Below are 16,058 nucleotides of genomic sequence, written 5' to 3' on the forward strand. Positions count from 1 at the left end.
GTTACGCGTTTTTCGCTGCTGCTGCCGCTTTCACGATTACCGCAAAAGCATCCGCTTTCAGTGAAGCACCGCCAACCAGCGCGCCATCGATATCTGGCTGGGTGAACAGCTCAGCGGCGTTTTTGTCGTTGACCGAACCGCCGTATTGAATGATCACTTGCTGAGCGATAGCCGCATCTTTCTTCGCGATGTGGTCACGAATGAATTTATGCACCGCCTGAGCCTGCGCTGGCGTAGCTGATTTTCCGGTACCGATAGCCCAAACCGGCTCATAAGCGATGACTGCGCCTTCGAACGCCGCGGCGCCCTGCGTTTCCAGCACAGCGTCGATCTGACGTGCGCACACTTCTTCCGTTTTGCCCGCTTCGTTTTCTGCGTCAGTTTCACCGATGCACAGAACCGGCACCAGACCCGCTTCTTTCACTACGGCAAATTTCTTCGCGATGAACTCGTCGCTCTCTTTGTGGTAGGTGCGGCGCTCAGAGTGGCCGATGATGATGTATTTCGCGCCAACGTCTTTCAACATGTCTGCGGAAGTTTCGCCAGTGAATGCGCCAGACAGATTAACGTCAACGTTCTGAGCACCCAGAGCAATGTGGCTACCGGAAATGGCGTGTTTTGCCAGGTCCAGATAGATGGCTGGCGGTGCAATCGCGACGCCACAACCATCAACACCAGACAGCTCTTTGCGCAGGCCTTCAATCAGCTCTTTGGTGATCTGCTTGCTACCGTTCAGTTTCCAGTTACCCATAACCAGTGGATGTCGCATTCTTTCCTCCGCATAACGCGATTCATGAAATAGCGCTGCCATCGGGCAGCGATGTCTGCGAGACAGTATAGAGATCAAATGTGTTGCTGGCTTTGCTTTTCGTCATTTTTGCCGATGCGATCAGGGCGTCGCGAGCGCCAGTTTTATCGGTTCAACGGCGAAGGTCAAACCCTTGTCGCCGTTGTCTGCCACCACGAAACGCAATGCACCTTCGGTGCGGGCAAAATAGCGCGCACCTTTACCGGCGCTCAGCAGGGAATCGAGTTTTTTACGCCCCTCTTCGGGCGACAAGCCGGGAATGAAGAAGCGCAGCAGGGCGGTCATGTAATCCATGGCGCGAGCCTGCGCGGCTTTCATATCGGGACCGGGAACCGGCAGCCAGGTGATTTGCAGGGTTTTGATTTTTCCGGTGCCTTGCTCCAGCGCAGTTGAGGCATACAGCGTTTCGCTGATTTTGCTGGCGGCACGCGTCAGATTGCTTTTATCGCCGCGACTATCAATGGCGCGATACTCCTGCAGCAATGCATTGGGATTAGCCGCGTTGTACTTCTCACGGAACTGAGCAACGGTCATATCGAACGTCGGCGCACCCGCGAGCAGATAGGGCGCTGCAGGCAGATGATCGCTACGATCCAACGCGGCTGCATCGTCCGCCCAGGCGGGAAATGTCAGTGCGAGGCCAAGCAGCAGCGCGACTGGCAAGTTGTTCATTGCTTCGGCCCTAAATCATTCACTTAGCCCACGATTAGAACGGTTTTTACCGGGCAAAGTCAAAACCCACACTGGGAAAAATCTCAGATTATTCGCTCCGCGCCGATTACCAGTAATGCTCGCTGGTCATGTGGCCGGGTTTGCGTTTGAAATGTTTGCGCATCTCACGCGTATCTTTCAGCAGCTGCTGGGTATCGCGCACCATCTGTGGATTGCCGCACAGCATCACATGGCTGGTTTCTGCCGTCAGCGGCAAGCCAACCGCACGCTCCAGTTCTCCGCTTTCAATCAACTGCGGTACGCGGCCGTGCAGCGAACCGGCGATCTCTTCGCGGCTCACCACCGTTTGGATGTGTAACTTGCCCTGATAGCGCTGCTGCAACGCCTGCATCAAGGGCAGGAAGCTCAGATCGTCGGCGAAGCGCGCGGCGTGTACCAGCACAATATTGTCGAAACGATCCAGATCTTCGCCCTGTTGCAGAATCGATAAATAGGGGCCGATCGCCGTGCCGGTCGCCAGCATCCACAGCGTTTGGCAATCTGGAATTTCGTCGAGCACAAAGAAACCCGCCGCCTCTTTAGTGATCATCACCTGCTCGCCGGGCTGCAGCGCCTGCAAACGCGGGCTCAGTTTGCCTTCCGGCACCGTGACCAGATAAAACTCCAGCAGCGGATCCTGCGGCGCGTTGACGTACGAATAGGCACGCTGCACGCGCTCACCGTCAATCTCCAGAGCCAGCTTGGCAAATTGTCCCGCGGTAAAGGTATCAATCGGCGCTGCAACGCGCAGGCTGAACAGTGCGTCGGTCCAGTTTTTTACCTCTTTCACTTCAGCATTGATCCACTCAGCCATGCTCACTCCTTAGTGTTGAATATTCAGGCACATGATTATCATCGTTATCCATCCGATAAATTTCCAGCCCGGTACCCTGTAAAGGGCTCTCAGCGACAAACGCAGCGCACAGATCAGCAACTGTAGCGGGCGGTTTACAATCTGGACAAACAGCTTGACGGCTTGAGACATACAGCTTTGCCCGCGCCTCTCGATTTGTCACTGAATCCTGATATTTTTGCCGCCATAAATCCGAGGCGGCCTGTTTTGTGCTGCTTATTCTTTGTTTCTCAGGCAGACATTTTGTTCCATGTTGATAAGTAAAACGCAAAATCGCTTTCTGTTATTCATGCTGATCGTGCTGGTGGCGGTTGGGCAGATGGCGCAAACCATCTATGTGCCAGCGATGGCCAACATGGCCGAAACGCTTAATGTGCGCAGCGGGGCGATCCAGCAGGTGATGGCCGCCTATCTGATGACCTACGGCGGATCGCAGTTGATCTACGGCCCGCTGTCGGACAGTTTTGGCCGACGTCCGGTGATCCTGATTGGCATGACGATCTTTGCCGTCGGCGCGTTGATCGCCATGTTCGCGCCCTCGTTGGAGATTCTGGTGCTGGGCAGCGCGGTACAAGGTTTAGGTACCGGCGTGGCGGGCGTGATGGCGCGCACCATGCCGCGCGATCTCTACGCCGGCATCGCACTGCGCCAGGCGAACAGCTTGCTTAATATGGGCATTCTGGTCAGCCCGCTGCTGGCTCCGGTGATTGGGGCGCTGCTGACGCATCTGTTTGGCTGGCACGCCTGTTTCGCCTTCCTGCTGCTGCTGTGCGTCGGCGTCACCGCGTCGATGGCGCGATGGCTGCCGGAAACGCGTCCAGCGGATACGCCCGCCACGCCGTTCCTGCGCCGTTATGCCACTTTGCTGAGCGACGGCAACTTTGTGCGGTATCTGCTGCTACTGATTGGCGCGCTGGCGGGCATCGCGGTGTTTGAAGCCAGCTGTGGCGTGCTGATGGGCGGCGTGTTGGGGCTAAATGGATTAACCGTCAGCATCCTGTTTATCCTGCCGATTCCGGCGGCGTTCTTTGGTGCCTGGTTTGCCGGACGTGAGCAGAAATCCTGGCACACGCTGATGTGGTACGGCGTGAACAGCTGCCTGTTAGCGGGCTTGCTGATGTGGGTTCCGGCCTGGTTTGGCGTGATGAACATCTGGACGTTGCTGGTGCCGGCTGCGCTGTTCTTCTTTGGCGCGGGCATGCTGTTTCCGCTGGCAACCTCGGGCGCGATGGAGCCGTATGCGTGGATGGCGGGCAGCGCGGGTGCGTTAATCGGAGGCTTGCAGAACCTCGGTTCCGGCGTGGTGGCGTGGCTTTCTGCGCTGTTACCGCAGCACGATCAATCCAGCCTTGGCATGCTGATGTTTGTGACGTCGCTGGTGATGCTGCTGTGCTGGTGGCCGCTCTCACGTCATCCGGAGAGCGGCAAGCAGGCGATTACAGGATAAATTGATGCAGCGCCGCGTCTTTGCGATCCAGATAGTGGATTGACTGGATGCGGCGAATGGTGCGCGATTTACCGCGCACCAGCAGGGTTTCGCTGGTGGCGATGTTGCCGTTACGCGTGATGCCTTTCAATAAATCGCCGGTGGTGATGCCGGTGGCCGCGAAGATAACGTTATCGTTGCGCGCCATCTGATCCAGCTTCAGTACCTGACCCGCTTCAATGCCCATCTCGGCGCAGCGTTGCAGTTCATTCTCGCCCAGACGACGATTCTCTTCGCTATCCCCTTTCACATGGTGACGCGCCAGCAGGCGTGCCTGCATGTCGCCGTCCATCGCACGGATCACGGCCGCCGACACCACACCTTCCGGCGCGCCGCCGATGCCGTACATCACATCCACTTCGCTATCCGGCATACAGGTCAGAATCGAGGCTGCAACATCGCCATCCGGGAAGGAGAACACGCGCACACCGAGCTGTTGCAGCTGGGCAATCACCGCATCGTGGCGGGGCTTGGCCAGAATCGATACCGTTAACTGGCTGAGTGGTTTGCCCAATGCCAGCGCGATGTTTTTCAGGTTGATATCAAGCGACAGATTGAGGTCGATGGCGCCACGTGCGCCCGGTCCAACAATCAGCTTTTCCATGTACATATCAGGTGCGTGCAGGAAGCTGCCCTTATCACCAACCGCCAGCACCGCCAGCGCATTGGCCTGGCCCATCGCCGTCATGCGTGTGCCTTCAATCGGATCGACCGCGATATCCACCGCGTCGCCACGGCCGGTACCGACTTTCTCACCGATATACAGCATCGGCGCTTCGTCGATTTCGCCTTCGCCAATCACAATCTGGCCGTCGATATCAATAGTGTTGAGCATAATGCGCATGGCGTGAACGGCTGCGCCGTCGGCCGCATTTTTATCGCCGCGTCCTAACCAGTGATAGCCCGCCAGAGCGGCGGCTTCAGTCACGCGGGAAAATTCAATCGCGAGTTCTCGTTTCATGGTGGCACCTGACAAAAAACAGGCAGGCAGTTTAACACAGCGGAGAAGCGTGGCAGGGGAAAAACCCGCGGCAGGGCGCCGCGGGTTAGCAGGATGTTACTCTTCGTCTTCCCACGCTTTAGCGCGAGCGACGGCTTTCTTCCAGCCGGCGTAACGGACGTTACGTTCGGTGGTTTCGATGCTTGGGCGGAACTCACGCTCAATCACCGCTTTAGCGCGGACTTCTTCCAGGTCGCCCCAGAAGCCAACGGCCAGGCCAGCCAGATATGCCGCACCCAGCGCTGTAACTTCGCGCACTTCCGGACGCTCAACGCGCGTGCCGAGAATGTCAGACTGGAACTGCATCAGGAAGTTGTTGGCGACTGCACCACCATCCACGCGCAGTGACTGCAGGCGGGTGCCAGCATCGTTCTGCATCGCTTCCAGTACATCGCGCGTCTGGTACGCAATCGACTCCAGCGTGGCACGGATGATGTGGTTAGCGTTCGCACCGCGCGTCAGACCGAAAATCGCGCCGCGTGCATACGGGTCCCAATAAGGCGCGCCCAAACCGGTGAAGGCCGGCACCATATATACGCCGTTAGTGTCTTTCACTTTCAACGCGAAGTATTCAGAGTCGGTTGAATCACTGATCAGCTTCATCTCATCGCGCAGCCACTGAATCGACGCACCACCGATAAACACCGCACCTTCCAGCGCATAGTTCACTTCGCCGCGTGGGCCGCAAGCGATGGTGGTCAGCAGGCCGTGCGTCGAAGTCACGGCTTCGGTGCCGGTGTTCATCAACATAAAGCAGCCGGTGCCGTAAGTGTTTTTCGCCATACCCGGTTGTACGCACAGCTGGCCATACAGCGCCGCTTGCTGGTCACCGGCGATTCCGGCGATAGGAATACGCGTACCGCCTTTACCACCAATGTTGGTCTGGCCGTACACTTCGGAAGATCCTTTCACTTCTGGCAGCATTTCACGCGGGATATCGAGGATCTCCAGCATGCGCTCATCCCACTCCAGCTTGTGGATGTTGTACATCATGGTACGTGAGGCGTTGGTGTGATCGGTGACGTGCACACGTCCCTGCGTCATTTTCCAAATCAGCCAGGTATCAACGGTACCGAACAGCAGTTCGCCGCGTTTTGCACGCTCACGTGCGCCTTCAACGTGGTCAAGAATCCACTTCACTTTGGTGCCGGAGAAGTACGGGTTAATCACCAAACCGGTGGTGTGCTGGATGTACTCTTCCAGACCCTCTTTCTTCAGTTTGTTACAGTAATCTGCGGTGCGCGGATCCTGCCAGACGATGGCGTTGTAAACCGGTTTGCCGGTCTCTTTATCCCACACGATGGCGGTTTCACGCTGGTTGGTGATACCAATCGCCGCGATTTGATCGGAGTTAATATCGGCGTGCGCCAGCACTTCCACCAGCGTGGAGCTTTGTGACGCCCAGATATCCATTGGGTCATGTTCAACCCAACCCGCTTTCGGGTAGATCTGGGTAAATTCGCGCTGAGAAACCGCAACGATGTTGGCATCATGATCAAGCACCACGGCGCGTGAGCTGGTTGTGCCCTGATCGAGTGCAACGATATATTTTTTATCAGTAGTCATTGTGCTGTCCTGATGTGGTATCGATGAAACTTACGCTTTACGCTGCTGAGCGCGCGCAACCGGTTTTTCTGCTGTGCTGGCTTCCGCGACGTTAACTGGCAGATGGCGGCCAATCAGCGAACGGTAACCAAAGGCTCCGAGGCAAGCACCGACCAGCGGGCCAAAAATCGGAACCAGGAAGTAAGGAATATCTTTGCCACCGGTGAAGGCGACGTTGCCCCAACCAGCGAAGAACGCGAACAGTTTTGGACCGAAGTCACGCGCCGGGTTGAGTGCGAAGCCGGTCAGTGGACCCATTGAGCCACCGATGACCGCCACCAACAGACCAATCAACAGCGGAGCCAGCGGACCACGCGGCACGCCGTTGCCGTCATCGGTCAGCGCCATGATCACTGCCATCAACACCGCTGTAATCACCATCTCAACCAGGAACGCCTGAGCTACGCTGATGTGCGGGTTCGGGTAAGTCGAGAAGATACCGGCCAGATCGAGGCTTTCAACACTGCCGCGCACCATTTGATGGCCCGCTTCGTAATCAAAGAACAGATTGTAGTAGAGACCGTAAACCAACGCGGCAGCGCAGAACGCGCCGGCAACCTGCGCCAGAATATAGGGAACAACTTTACGACCTTCAAAATTAGCAAACAGGCACAGCGCGACGGTAACGGCTGGGTTAAGATGCGCGCCGGAAACGCCTGCGCTCAGATAGACTGCCATGGAGACGGCTAAACCCCAGATAATACAAATTTCCCACTGACCGAATGACGCACCGGCCAGTTTCAGTGCAGCAACGCAGCCTGCACCAAAGAAGATAATCAAACCTGTACCGAGAAATTCAGCGATGCACTGACCTTTTAGTGTGTTAGTTGTCTGACTCATAATGGCATTCCTGAAGCGAGGTTAAATTTTATCAGTTTTTGTTCTCATCCATGAGTCGCCCAGCTATCAATGTAGGGTTGATGTGAATTTATCGTTAACGAGCATAAACGAGAAATAGCGAAATTGAAAACTGTGTACTGTGTCATAAAAATGCGCGTTTTCGCGTCTTTTGCGTTTCTTTAAGGCCCATTCACCGCGCTTTACTGGTCGATGCTGACGTGATCGCGCACACAGATGCGCGAAGATGCGCATTTTTTTAGGCATAGACTGAAAAGTGTTACAGACTGCCCTCGCAGGCCTTGTGCCGCTGGACTTGCTGGGTTTGGCTACATACAATCGAGTCATCGTGGCTGAGCGCACTGTAATAAGGCATGCACTAGCCCCATCAACGCCTTGCAAGATTTAGGAGAGGTCAGAAAGATGTCATTTGAAGTGTTCGAGAAACTGGAAGCGAAAGTACAGCAGGCGATTGATACCATCACTCTGCTGCAGATGGAAATTGAAGAGCTGAAAGAGCAAAACAACACGCTGAAAAACGAAGTCAGCCAGGCTTCAGGCAACCAGGATGCACTGGTGCGTGAAAATCAGCATCTGAAAGAAGAGCAGCATGTCTGGCAGGATCGTCTGCGGGCACTGCTGGGAAAAATGGAAGAAGTTTAAGCGTCAATGCTTAAACCAACGGGTGCCGCGGCACCCGTTTTTGTTGCGGCTTACTCGATGTCGAGCGCGTCTTCAGACAGGATGATGCCGGTATTGTCGGCATACAGATGGTCGCCAGAGAAGAAAGTCACGCCGCCGAAGTTAACGCGCACGTCACTTTCGCCAATGCCCTCACCCGCTGCACCCACCGGAATCGCCGCAATCGCCTGAATGCCGATTTCCAGCTCTTCGAGATCGTCAACCTGACGCACCGAGCCGTACACCACAATGCCTTCCCACTCATTTTGCGCCGCCAGACTCGCCAGCTGAGCATCGACCAGTGCGCGACGGACCGAACCGCCGCCATCCACCAGCAATACGCGACCCCGACCGTTCTCTTCCAGCAAATCGTAGAGTAAGCCGTTATCTTCGAAACATTTCACTGTGGTGATTTGACCACCGAATGAGCTGCGCCCACCAAAGTTCGAAAAAAGCGGTTCAACAACATTCACAGCTTCGTGGTAGATGTCACAGAGTTCAGATGTATCGTATTTCATGAGGGTTTTCGTCTGTTTGCCACAGGAGCGCTAAGTATATCGCTATCTGGCGATTGTTGGCAAAATCATCAACCGCCAAAAAAAGCGTTGCATCAATATCCTGCGTAAAAAAAAAGCCCGGCACAGTGGCCGGGCAGAGATTTCGCGGGTGAAGCTTACAGAATGAAGCGGCTGAGATCTTCGTCGGCCACCAGCTCATCCAGATGCTTACCGACGTACTCGGCATCGATAGTGATCGACTCACCGTTACGATCGCTGGCGTCATAGGAGATATCTTCCATCAGACGCTCCAGCACGGTATGCAGACGACGCGCACCGATGTTCTCGGTGGTCTCGTTCACCTGCCATGCGGCTTCGGCGATACGCCGCACTGCGTCATCGGTGAAGTCGATGTTGACCCCTTCGGTGCCCATCAGCGCTTTGTACTGCACGGTAACCGAGGCGTTTGGCTCGGTCAGAATGCGCTCGAAGTCATTGACGGTCAGCGCCTGCAGTTCAACGCGAATCGGCAGACGGCCTTGCAGTTCAGGGATCAGATCTGACGGGCTGGCGACCTGGAACGCGCCGGAAGCGATAAACAGAATGTGGTCGGTTTTCACCATGCCGTGCTTGGTGGAAACGGTGCAACCTTCAACCAGCGGCAGCAGGTCGCGCTGTACGCCTTCGCGTGACACGTCTGGACCGCCCGCATTCTGGCCGCCGCGCTTACAGATTTTGTCGATTTCGTCGATGAACACGATACCGTGCTGCTCAACCGCATCGATGGCATCCTGCTTCAGCTCTTCCGGGTTCACCAGCTTGGCCGCTTCTTCTTCAATCAGCAGCTTCATGGCTTCTTTGATTTTCAGCTTACGCGGTTTCTGCTTCTGCCCACCGAGGTTCTGGAACATCGATTGCAGCTGGCTGGTCATCTCTTCCATGCCCGGAGGCGCCATGATCTCAACGCCAGCCGATGAAGCGGCCAGATCGATCTCAATCTCTTTGTCATCCAGCTGGCCTTCGCGCAGTTTCTTGCGGAAGGATTGACGCGCTGCCGATGGCTCAGCCGCTTGTTCAGCCTGGCCCCAGTTATTTTTCGCGGGTGGGATCAGCACATCCAGGATGCGCTCTTCCGCCATCTCTTCCGCGCGGTACTTGTTCTTCTCGATTGCCTGGCTGCGCACCATCTTGATGGCAGAATCGGTCAGATCGCGAATGATGGAATCAACCTCTTTACCGACGTAACCGACTTCGGTGAATTTGGTGGCTTCCACTTTGATGAACGGTGCGTTCGCCAGTTTGGCTAAGCGACGGGCGATTTCGGTTTTACCGACACCGGTTGGACCAATCATCAGAATGTTTTTTGGCGTCACTTCATGGCGCAGCTCTTCGTCGAGCTGCATGCGGCGCCAGCGATTACGCAGGGCGATCGCGACCGCCTTCTTTGCGCCGTCCTGGCCGATGATAAAGCGATTAAGCTCGCTGACAATCTCGCGTGGAGTCATCTCAGACATGATGTTTAGTCCTTAGCCTTAGACGGTAATGCTTCGAAGTTAATATTGTGGTTGGTGTAGATACAGATATCGCCAGCGATGTTCAGCGCTTTCTCCACGATATCGTGTGCACCAATGTCGGTGTTTTCCAGCAGCGCGCGTGCCGCTGCCTGGGCGTAAGGCCCACCAGAACCAATTGCGATCAGGTCATTTTCCGGCTGGATAACGTCGCCGTTGCCGCTGATGATTAATGAGGCGTTTTCGTCGGCCACCGCCAGCAGCGCTTCAAGGCGGCGCAGCATGCGATCGGTACGCCAATCTTTAGCTAGTTCGACCGCCGCTTTCACCAGATGGCCCTGGTGCATTTCCAGCTTGCGCTCAAACAGTTCAAACAGGGTGAAGGCATCTGCGGTACCGCCAGCAAAGCCGGCGATCACTTTATCGTTGTAAAGACGACGGACTTTTTTAACGTTGCCTTTCATTACGGTATTGCCGAGCGTAGCCTGGCCATCACCGCCAATCACTACCTGGCCGTTGCGTCGTACACTTACTATTGTTGTCACGGGCAGACCCCTTGTTGCAGTAGAAAAGGAACTCCGCGCACTCGGCGCGGAGTATCATGCAACCAGATATGGGGTAGGAAAAAGGGGTTTCAACCCCCGAGAGCGAGGGGAATACAACTTCCGTGGCCGGAACTGTGTAAGCGTTTGACTGTGCTGTCGGCGCTGCTGCGATCTTTGAACGGCCCGATCACCACGCGATTCCAGCCACCGCCGGTGGTAATGCGGCTCTCAAATCCTTCAAATGCCAGACCGGCGCGCACGGATTCCGCCTGATCGGTGCCTTTGAACGAACCACACTGCACCATCCAGCGTTGTGAAGCGGCTTTCTCTTCCGCTTTCGCCTTGGCCGTTTCCTGCGGCTTGGTTTGCTGCGTTGGCTCACGCGTGATCGGCGCAGCTTGCTGTTGCTGCTGACGCGCGGCCTGTTGTTGCTGCAACTGTTGCTGGCGCTGCTGCTGCTGTAACTGTTGCTGCTGACGTTGCAACTGCTGCTGTTGTTGTTGCTGAACCTGCTGTTGCTGTTGCTGTTGCTGCACCTGCTGACGCTGCAGCGTTTGCTGGCGCTGCGCCGGGGTTTGTTCGTTCCACGGCACTTCGTTCAGCTGCGTCGGCTGCTGGCGCATATCGGCCTGCATCTGCTCCAGCAGCTGGCGCTGTTCATCGGTCAGCTGAGTTTGTGATTGCACGCCACCAGCCGAAGGCTCAGTCGGCGACGGAACGGTAATTTGGCGATTTTCCAGCTCTTTGATGTACTTCCAGCGCTCTTCCGGCTTCGGCGGCAGGCCGTTACCGTTGGCTTTGTGGTTTGGAATGACCTCAATCTCTTCTTTCTTATGATGCGAGATAAACCATAAACCACCGGCAAAGGTGACCAGCACGGCCGCGGCCAGTACCATCATGAGCTTTGAAGTGCCTGATCCGCCTTTGCTTTTCTTGCTGCGGCTGGCGGGTTTTTTGCGACGCGTCCCTGTTGAACGCCCGCGGCCTACATAATCTTTCTGTGCCACTTTCGTTCTGCTACCCTTCAAAAAAATGCCAATGGGCATGTAAATGTGCTGTTAATTGCCCGGCAATGAATGCGCCATGTTACGCAAGGGCTGGAACTTTGACCAGCACAGTCTGCCTTCAGAATCCGCTGAAAATGCAGGCGTCTACGCACTATTTTTCCCGTTTTGCCGCCGGTGCCGTACTGCCGCGCACGCGCAGCTCCGCATCCAGCAGGCGCGAACCGTTATTCACGCGTTTACCCTGCAGCTCATCAAGTAACAGCAGCATCGCTTCTCGGCCGATGGCAAAACGCGGCTGGGCCACGGTGGTCAGCGGCGGATCGTAGTATTGCGCCAGTTCGATATCATCAAAGCCCACCACCGACAGATCCTGCGGAATGCGCATGCCAAGTTTACGCGCCTGGTTCATCGCGCCCAGCGCCATCAAATCGCTATGGCAGAAAATCGCTTTCGGTGGCTGCGGCAAACTCATCAACTGCTTAAGCGCATTCGCGCCGGCTTCAAAGGTGAAATCGCCATGCACAATCATCGTTGGGTCGATGGCGATGCTGCTGCGACGCAGCGCCTGAATGTAGCCCTGCAAACGATACTGGCTCAGCGGAATGTGTTCTGGCCCGGTGATACAGGCAATTTGGCGATGACCAAGCTGCAGCAGGTGATTCACCGCTTCAAAGGCGGCGGTCAGGTTATCGATATGGACCGTGGGTAATGCCATCTCCGGCGCAAATTCGTTGCCCATCACCATCGGCGGCAGGTTGCGCTGATCTTCAATGCCCGCCTCAAACGGCAGCTGTGAACCCAACAGCACCATGCCGTCGATCTGTCGCGTCAGCATTAAATTCAGAAAGGTTTTTTCCTGTTTATTCTGATGCGCGCAATCGCCAATCAGTACCAGATAACCCTCATGCGCAGCGGTGACTTCCACGCCGCGAATGATCTCACTGAAGAAGGGATCGCAGATGTCCGGCACAATCACCAGAATGGTTTGTGTTTCACCGCGTTTGGCATTGCGCGCCAAACCGTGCGGCGCATAACCCACGGCAATCACGGCTTTTTCGACCTTGAGCCGGGTAGCAGCAGAGACTTTTTCTGGATTCATCAACGCACGTGAAACCGTGGCGGTTGAAACGCCTGCTTTCTCGGCCACATCTTTCATGGTGGCGGCGGTGGAGGGTTGCTTCTGGTCCAACGTATAACTCCTGACGCGGTACAGCGCATTGATTTTCAGACATTACCGGGCTTCAACCGGGTCGGCACTATTGTTAACCCAAGGTCGCGTCGGGTTGTTACTTAATTTGCATAAAAATTGTGACTTGTGCGACTTTTTTCGATCTGGCTCGCAGTTGTGGCGCGGCTTAGCTCTCGGTGGGATCGATATCCAGCGTCCATTTCACTTTGCGCGACGCCGGCAAGGTGGCGATCAGCGGCAGCGATCCGCTCAACAGCTGTTGCAGACGTTTGCGCGATGGATGCTGCAACAGCAGCTGCCAGCGCCAGCGTCCACTGCGCTTCGGTGCCAACGCCGGAACCGGCCCCATCAGCCACATCGCCTCATCTTTAAGCGGGCTGGCTTCCAGCAAATTGCGCAGCTGTGTGAGGAATTCCGCCGCCTGCTGGTTATCCATATCCTCAGCGCGGAACAGCGCATGGTTGGTCCACGGCGGCAGCTGAACGGACTGACGCTCCAGCAGCGTTTGATCGGCAAAGGCGAAATAGCCGCGATGCAGCAATGTTTGCAGCAATGGATGTTTCGGATGATGGGTCTGCAGCAACACTTCGCCCTGTTTACCCGCACGACCGGCGCGACCCGCGACCTGCGTGTAGAGCTGAGCGAAACGCTCGGCGGCGCGGAAATCGGCCGAGAACAGCGCGCCATCAACATCCAGTAGCGACACCAACGTGACATCCGGGAAGTGATGGCCTTTCGCCAGCATCTGCGTGCCCACCAGAATGCGCGCGCCGCCGCGATGCACATCGGCCAGATGCTGCTCCAGCGCGCCTTTACGGCTGGTGGTGTCGCGATCGATGCGCGATACCGGCACGTCGGGGAACAGCGTGCCCAGCTGCTGTTCCAGCTGTTCGGTGCCGACGCCGACCGGCATCAAATGCGTTGAACCACAGCTTGGGCACTGATTTGGCAGCGGGCGCTGGCTGTCACAATGGTGGCAGCGCAGCTGGCGATGGCTCTGGTGCAGCGTGTAGTAGCTATCGCAGCGCTGGCACTCGGCCAGCCAGCCGCAATCGTGGCACATCAGCGCCGGAGAGAAGCCACGGCGGTTGAGGAACAGCAGAACCTGATTATCGGCCTGCAGGTGCTGACGCATTTTGCCGAGCAGTGCTGGCGCCAATCCGCCTTTCAGCTGCTGGCCTTTAAGATCGATCAGCTGCTGTAACGCCGGTTTAGCATTGCCCGCGCGTTTGGTGAGATTGAGCTGGCGATATTTGCCGACGCGCACGTTGTGCAAGGTTTCCAGCGCGGGCGTGGCGGAACCCATCACAATTGGAATATCTTCCTCATGCGCACGGAACACCGCCAGATCGCGCGCCTGATAGCGCCAGCCTTCCTGTTGTTTGTACGAGCTGTCGTGCTCTTCATCAATGATGATGACGCCGGGGCGCGCCAGCGGCGTGAACAGCGCCGAGCGTGTACCGATAACAATCGCCGTTTCGCCGCTGCGCGCGCGCAGCCAGACGGCGAGGCGTTCGCTGTCATTCAGTGCCGAGTGCAGCACATCAATCGGCGCATCAAAGCGCTCACGGAAGCGGGCGATGGTTTGCGGCGTCAGGCCGATTTCCGGCACCAGCACCAAAGCCTGTTTGCCGCGTGCCAGCACGTTCTCCAGCACGCTGAGATACACCTCGGTTTTACCCGAGCCGGTAATGCCGGCCAGCAGCCACGGCGCATAGTGATCGTCTTCACTGCGCATCGCGCCCACCGCCATCGCCTGATCGGTGTTCAGGCGCAGGCGATCCCCTTTGACGGCAAAGCTGGTACGCCAGTCGTGCATCTGCGGCGTGTGTTCACGCAGTTCGCACAAGCCTTTTGCGCGCAACGCTTGCAGCGCGGCATCGGTAAAATCGTGTTCGCTGACCTGATGACGATAGAGCGGTCGCTGACGCAGCATCGCCAGCGCTTGCTGCTGTTTCGGCGCGCGCTTCAGGCTCTCCATCGCCACTTCACGGCCAGCGTCATTGATCACCCATTGCCACAGCGGCGCTTCCTGCGCGGGTTTGCCCTGACGCAGCAGCACCGGCAGCGCATGGCTCAGCACTTCGCCGAGCGGCGAATGATAATAGTTGGCGGCCCAATGCAAAATGCGCCACAGCGCGGGCGAGAACAGACTTTGATCGTCGAGCACGCTCTCTATCTGCTTGAGCTGCGTCAGCGGCAGATCGCTGGTCTCACGCGTGCCGATCACAATGCCGATCATTTTGCGATTGCCGAACGGCACATTCACGCGTGCGCCCGCCACCGGCTGCGGCGCATCGGCAGGCAGCAAGTAATCAAACAGGCGAGGTAGCGGAACGGGCAGGGCAACCTGAACAACGGGCATCTGAATCTCTATCCGATTCTGAATTAAGGAGAAGTAGTGTACACGGCTAATTAGGAAGCGGCTATTTGCTAAAACCGGTTAATTTCTGTATACTATGCCGCCTTCGATGAGAACACTTGTCGGAGCATACACTTAATGTTCAACCGCGTGTGGTGCTGTGCAGGCTGAGCCTGGCACGGAGAGCGACACGGCCTTTTATGAGGTTCTCCCATGAAACAAGGTATTCACCCTAAGTACGAAGCAGTAACCATGACTTGCTCTTGCGGTAACGTGATCAACACCCGTTCAACCATGGCTTCTGGTCTGAACCTGGACGTGTGCGGCAAATGCCACCCGTTCTACACTGGTAAGCAGCGTATTGCTGACACCGGTGGCCGTGTAGATCGCTTCAACAAGCGTTTCAGCGTGCCAGCAAGCAAGAAATAAGATTTTTGGCCGTCGAATCTTCGCAATTCGGCAGCAAGAAAAAACCCAGCCTCGGCTGGGTTTTTTTATTTCTGGCTTCAGTATTCCCAGCTATCGGGATCGATGCCCATTTCACGCATAATCTGTTTCGCTTCTTCCGGAATCTCATCGCTGCGTTCTTTACGCAAATCGACATCGTTCGGCAGAGGCTGCCCGGTGAAAGCATGCAAAAAGGCTTCACACAGCAGTTCGCTGTTGGTGGCGTGACGCAGGTTGTTCACCTGACGGCGGGTGCGCTCGTCCGTTAAAATCTTCAGCACTTTCAGCGGGATAGAAACTGTGATTTTCTTAACCTGCTCGCTCTTCTTGCCATGTTCAGCGTAAGGGCTGATATATTCGCCGTTCCATTCAGCCATGGGTTACCTTAATCAATAAAAGTTGAATATGGGGAAATCCGTTGATTATGCCCGATTTTTCGATGCCTGACCCCTTAAACCGCAGGTTTTATGCTTGAGCACCGCTTCTGCAAAGGAAAGCGCGCTGAACACCAGGCGATGA

General features: G+C 56.2%; 16 protein-coding genes. 3 read left to right on the forward strand and 13 right to left on the reverse strand.

Annotated features, from left to right (window positions below):
- Position 1: 1 nt before the first annotated feature.
- The 3 genes from tpiA to fpr form a co-directional block, all read right to left on the reverse strand.
- A complete protein-coding gene (tpiA, locus tag IB226_RS22465) occupies positions 2-769 on the reverse strand; it encodes a triose-phosphate isomerase (RefSeq protein WP_008109693.1) in 768 nt (255 codons plus the stop codon).
- 120 nt (positions 770-889) lie between these two features.
- A complete protein-coding gene (locus IB226_RS22470; RefSeq protein ID WP_192237041.1) occupies positions 890-1,480 on the reverse strand; it encodes a YiiQ family protein in 591 nt (196 codons plus the stop codon).
- Between the two features lie 106 nt (positions 1,481-1,586).
- Positions 1,587-2,333, reverse strand: coding sequence for a ferredoxin--NADP(+) reductase (fpr, locus tag IB226_RS22475; protein WP_110868182.1), 747 nt, complete (start codon positions 2,331-2,333; stop codon positions 1,587-1,589).
- A gap of 289 nt (positions 2,334-2,622) precedes the next feature.
- On the opposite strand from fpr, the gene emrD reads away from it, so the two are divergent.
- Positions 2,623-3,819, forward strand: a complete 1,197-nt coding sequence (emrD, locus tag IB226_RS22480; RefSeq protein WP_225608424.1) for a multidrug efflux MFS transporter EmrD — start codon at positions 2,623-2,625, stop codon at positions 3,817-3,819.
- Here emrD and glpX read toward each other — a convergent pair.
- The 3 genes from glpX to IB226_RS22495 all read right to left on the reverse strand — a co-directional run bounded on the left by glpX (position 3,809) and on the right by IB226_RS22495 (position 7,303).
- Complete coding sequence (gene glpX / locus IB226_RS22485) at positions 3,809-4,819, reverse strand: class II fructose-bisphosphatase (RefSeq protein ID WP_192237042.1); 1,011 nt, start codon at positions 4,817-4,819, stop codon at positions 3,809-3,811. The genes emrD and glpX overlap by 11 nt on opposite strands.
- A gap of 96 nt (positions 4,820-4,915) precedes the next feature.
- Positions 4,916-6,424, reverse strand: coding sequence for a glycerol kinase GlpK (glpK, locus tag IB226_RS22490; protein ID WP_110868179.1), 1,509 nt, complete (start codon positions 6,422-6,424; stop codon positions 4,916-4,918).
- A 30-nt stretch (positions 6,425-6,454) separates the two neighbouring features.
- Positions 6,455-7,303: an MIP/aquaporin family protein gene (locus IB226_RS22495; RefSeq protein ID WP_061720295.1), complete on the reverse strand. Its 849-nt coding sequence runs from the start codon at positions 7,301-7,303 to the stop codon at positions 6,455-6,457.
- 420 nt (positions 7,304-7,723) lie between these two features.
- Here IB226_RS22495 and zapB point away from each other — a divergent pair, with 420 nt between their 5' ends.
- On the forward strand, positions 7,724-7,963 hold the full coding sequence (zapB, locus tag IB226_RS22500; protein ID WP_007885384.1) for a cell division protein ZapB: 240 nt from the start codon (positions 7,724-7,726) through the stop codon (positions 7,961-7,963).
- A gap of 50 nt (positions 7,964-8,013) precedes the next feature.
- Here the strand turns inward: zapB and rraA are convergent, their stop codons facing one another.
- The 6 genes from rraA to priA form a co-directional block, all read right to left on the reverse strand.
- Positions 8,014-8,499 (reverse strand): ribonuclease E activity regulator RraA, encoded by a 486-nt coding sequence (gene rraA, locus IB226_RS22505; RefSeq protein WP_061720294.1) that lies wholly within the window; start codon positions 8,497-8,499, stop codon positions 8,014-8,016.
- Positions 8,500-8,654: 155 nt separating this feature from the next.
- On the reverse strand, positions 8,655-9,992 hold the full coding sequence (gene hslU / locus IB226_RS22510; protein ID WP_007885388.1) for an HslU--HslV peptidase ATPase subunit: 1,338 nt from the start codon (positions 9,990-9,992) through the stop codon (positions 8,655-8,657).
- A 5-nt stretch (positions 9,993-9,997) separates the two neighbouring features.
- Positions 9,998-10,534: an ATP-dependent protease subunit HslV gene (gene hslV, locus IB226_RS22515; protein ID WP_101760642.1), complete on the reverse strand. Its 537-nt coding sequence runs from the start codon at positions 10,532-10,534 to the stop codon at positions 9,998-10,000.
- 89 nt (positions 10,535-10,623) lie between these two features.
- A complete protein-coding gene (gene ftsN, locus IB226_RS22520) occupies positions 10,624-11,541 on the reverse strand; it encodes a cell division protein FtsN (protein WP_192237043.1) in 918 nt (305 codons plus the stop codon).
- 151 nt (positions 11,542-11,692) lie between these two features.
- Positions 11,693-12,730, reverse strand: a complete 1,038-nt coding sequence (gene cytR / locus IB226_RS22525; RefSeq protein ID WP_061720292.1) for a DNA-binding transcriptional regulator CytR — start codon at positions 12,728-12,730, stop codon at positions 11,693-11,695.
- Between the two features lie 166 nt (positions 12,731-12,896).
- The gene (gene priA, locus IB226_RS22530) at positions 12,897-15,095 is read right to left on the reverse strand and encodes a primosomal protein N' (RefSeq protein WP_192237044.1); all 2,199 of its coding nucleotides are present in this window, start codon (positions 15,093-15,095) and stop codon (positions 12,897-12,899) included.
- Positions 15,096-15,305: 210 nt separating this feature from the next.
- Between priA and rpmE the strand changes: the two genes are divergently transcribed.
- The gene (gene rpmE / locus IB226_RS22535; protein ID WP_007885402.1) at positions 15,306-15,521 is read left to right on the forward strand and encodes a 50S ribosomal protein L31; all 216 of its coding nucleotides are present in this window, start codon (positions 15,306-15,308) and stop codon (positions 15,519-15,521) included.
- A gap of 77 nt (positions 15,522-15,598) precedes the next feature.
- Here rpmE and metJ read toward each other — a convergent pair whose 3' ends face one another.
- Positions 15,599-15,916 (reverse strand): met regulon transcriptional regulator MetJ, encoded by a 318-nt coding sequence (gene metJ / locus IB226_RS22540; RefSeq protein ID WP_007885403.1) that lies wholly within the window; start codon positions 15,914-15,916, stop codon positions 15,599-15,601.
- Positions 15,917-16,058: the final 142 nt, after the last annotated feature.

Origin of the sequence: Pantoea sp. PNT03 (assembly GCF_014852515.1) — a bacterium.
Taxonomy (GTDB): domain Bacteria; phylum Pseudomonadota; class Gammaproteobacteria; order Enterobacterales; family Enterobacteriaceae; genus Pantoea; species Pantoea leporis.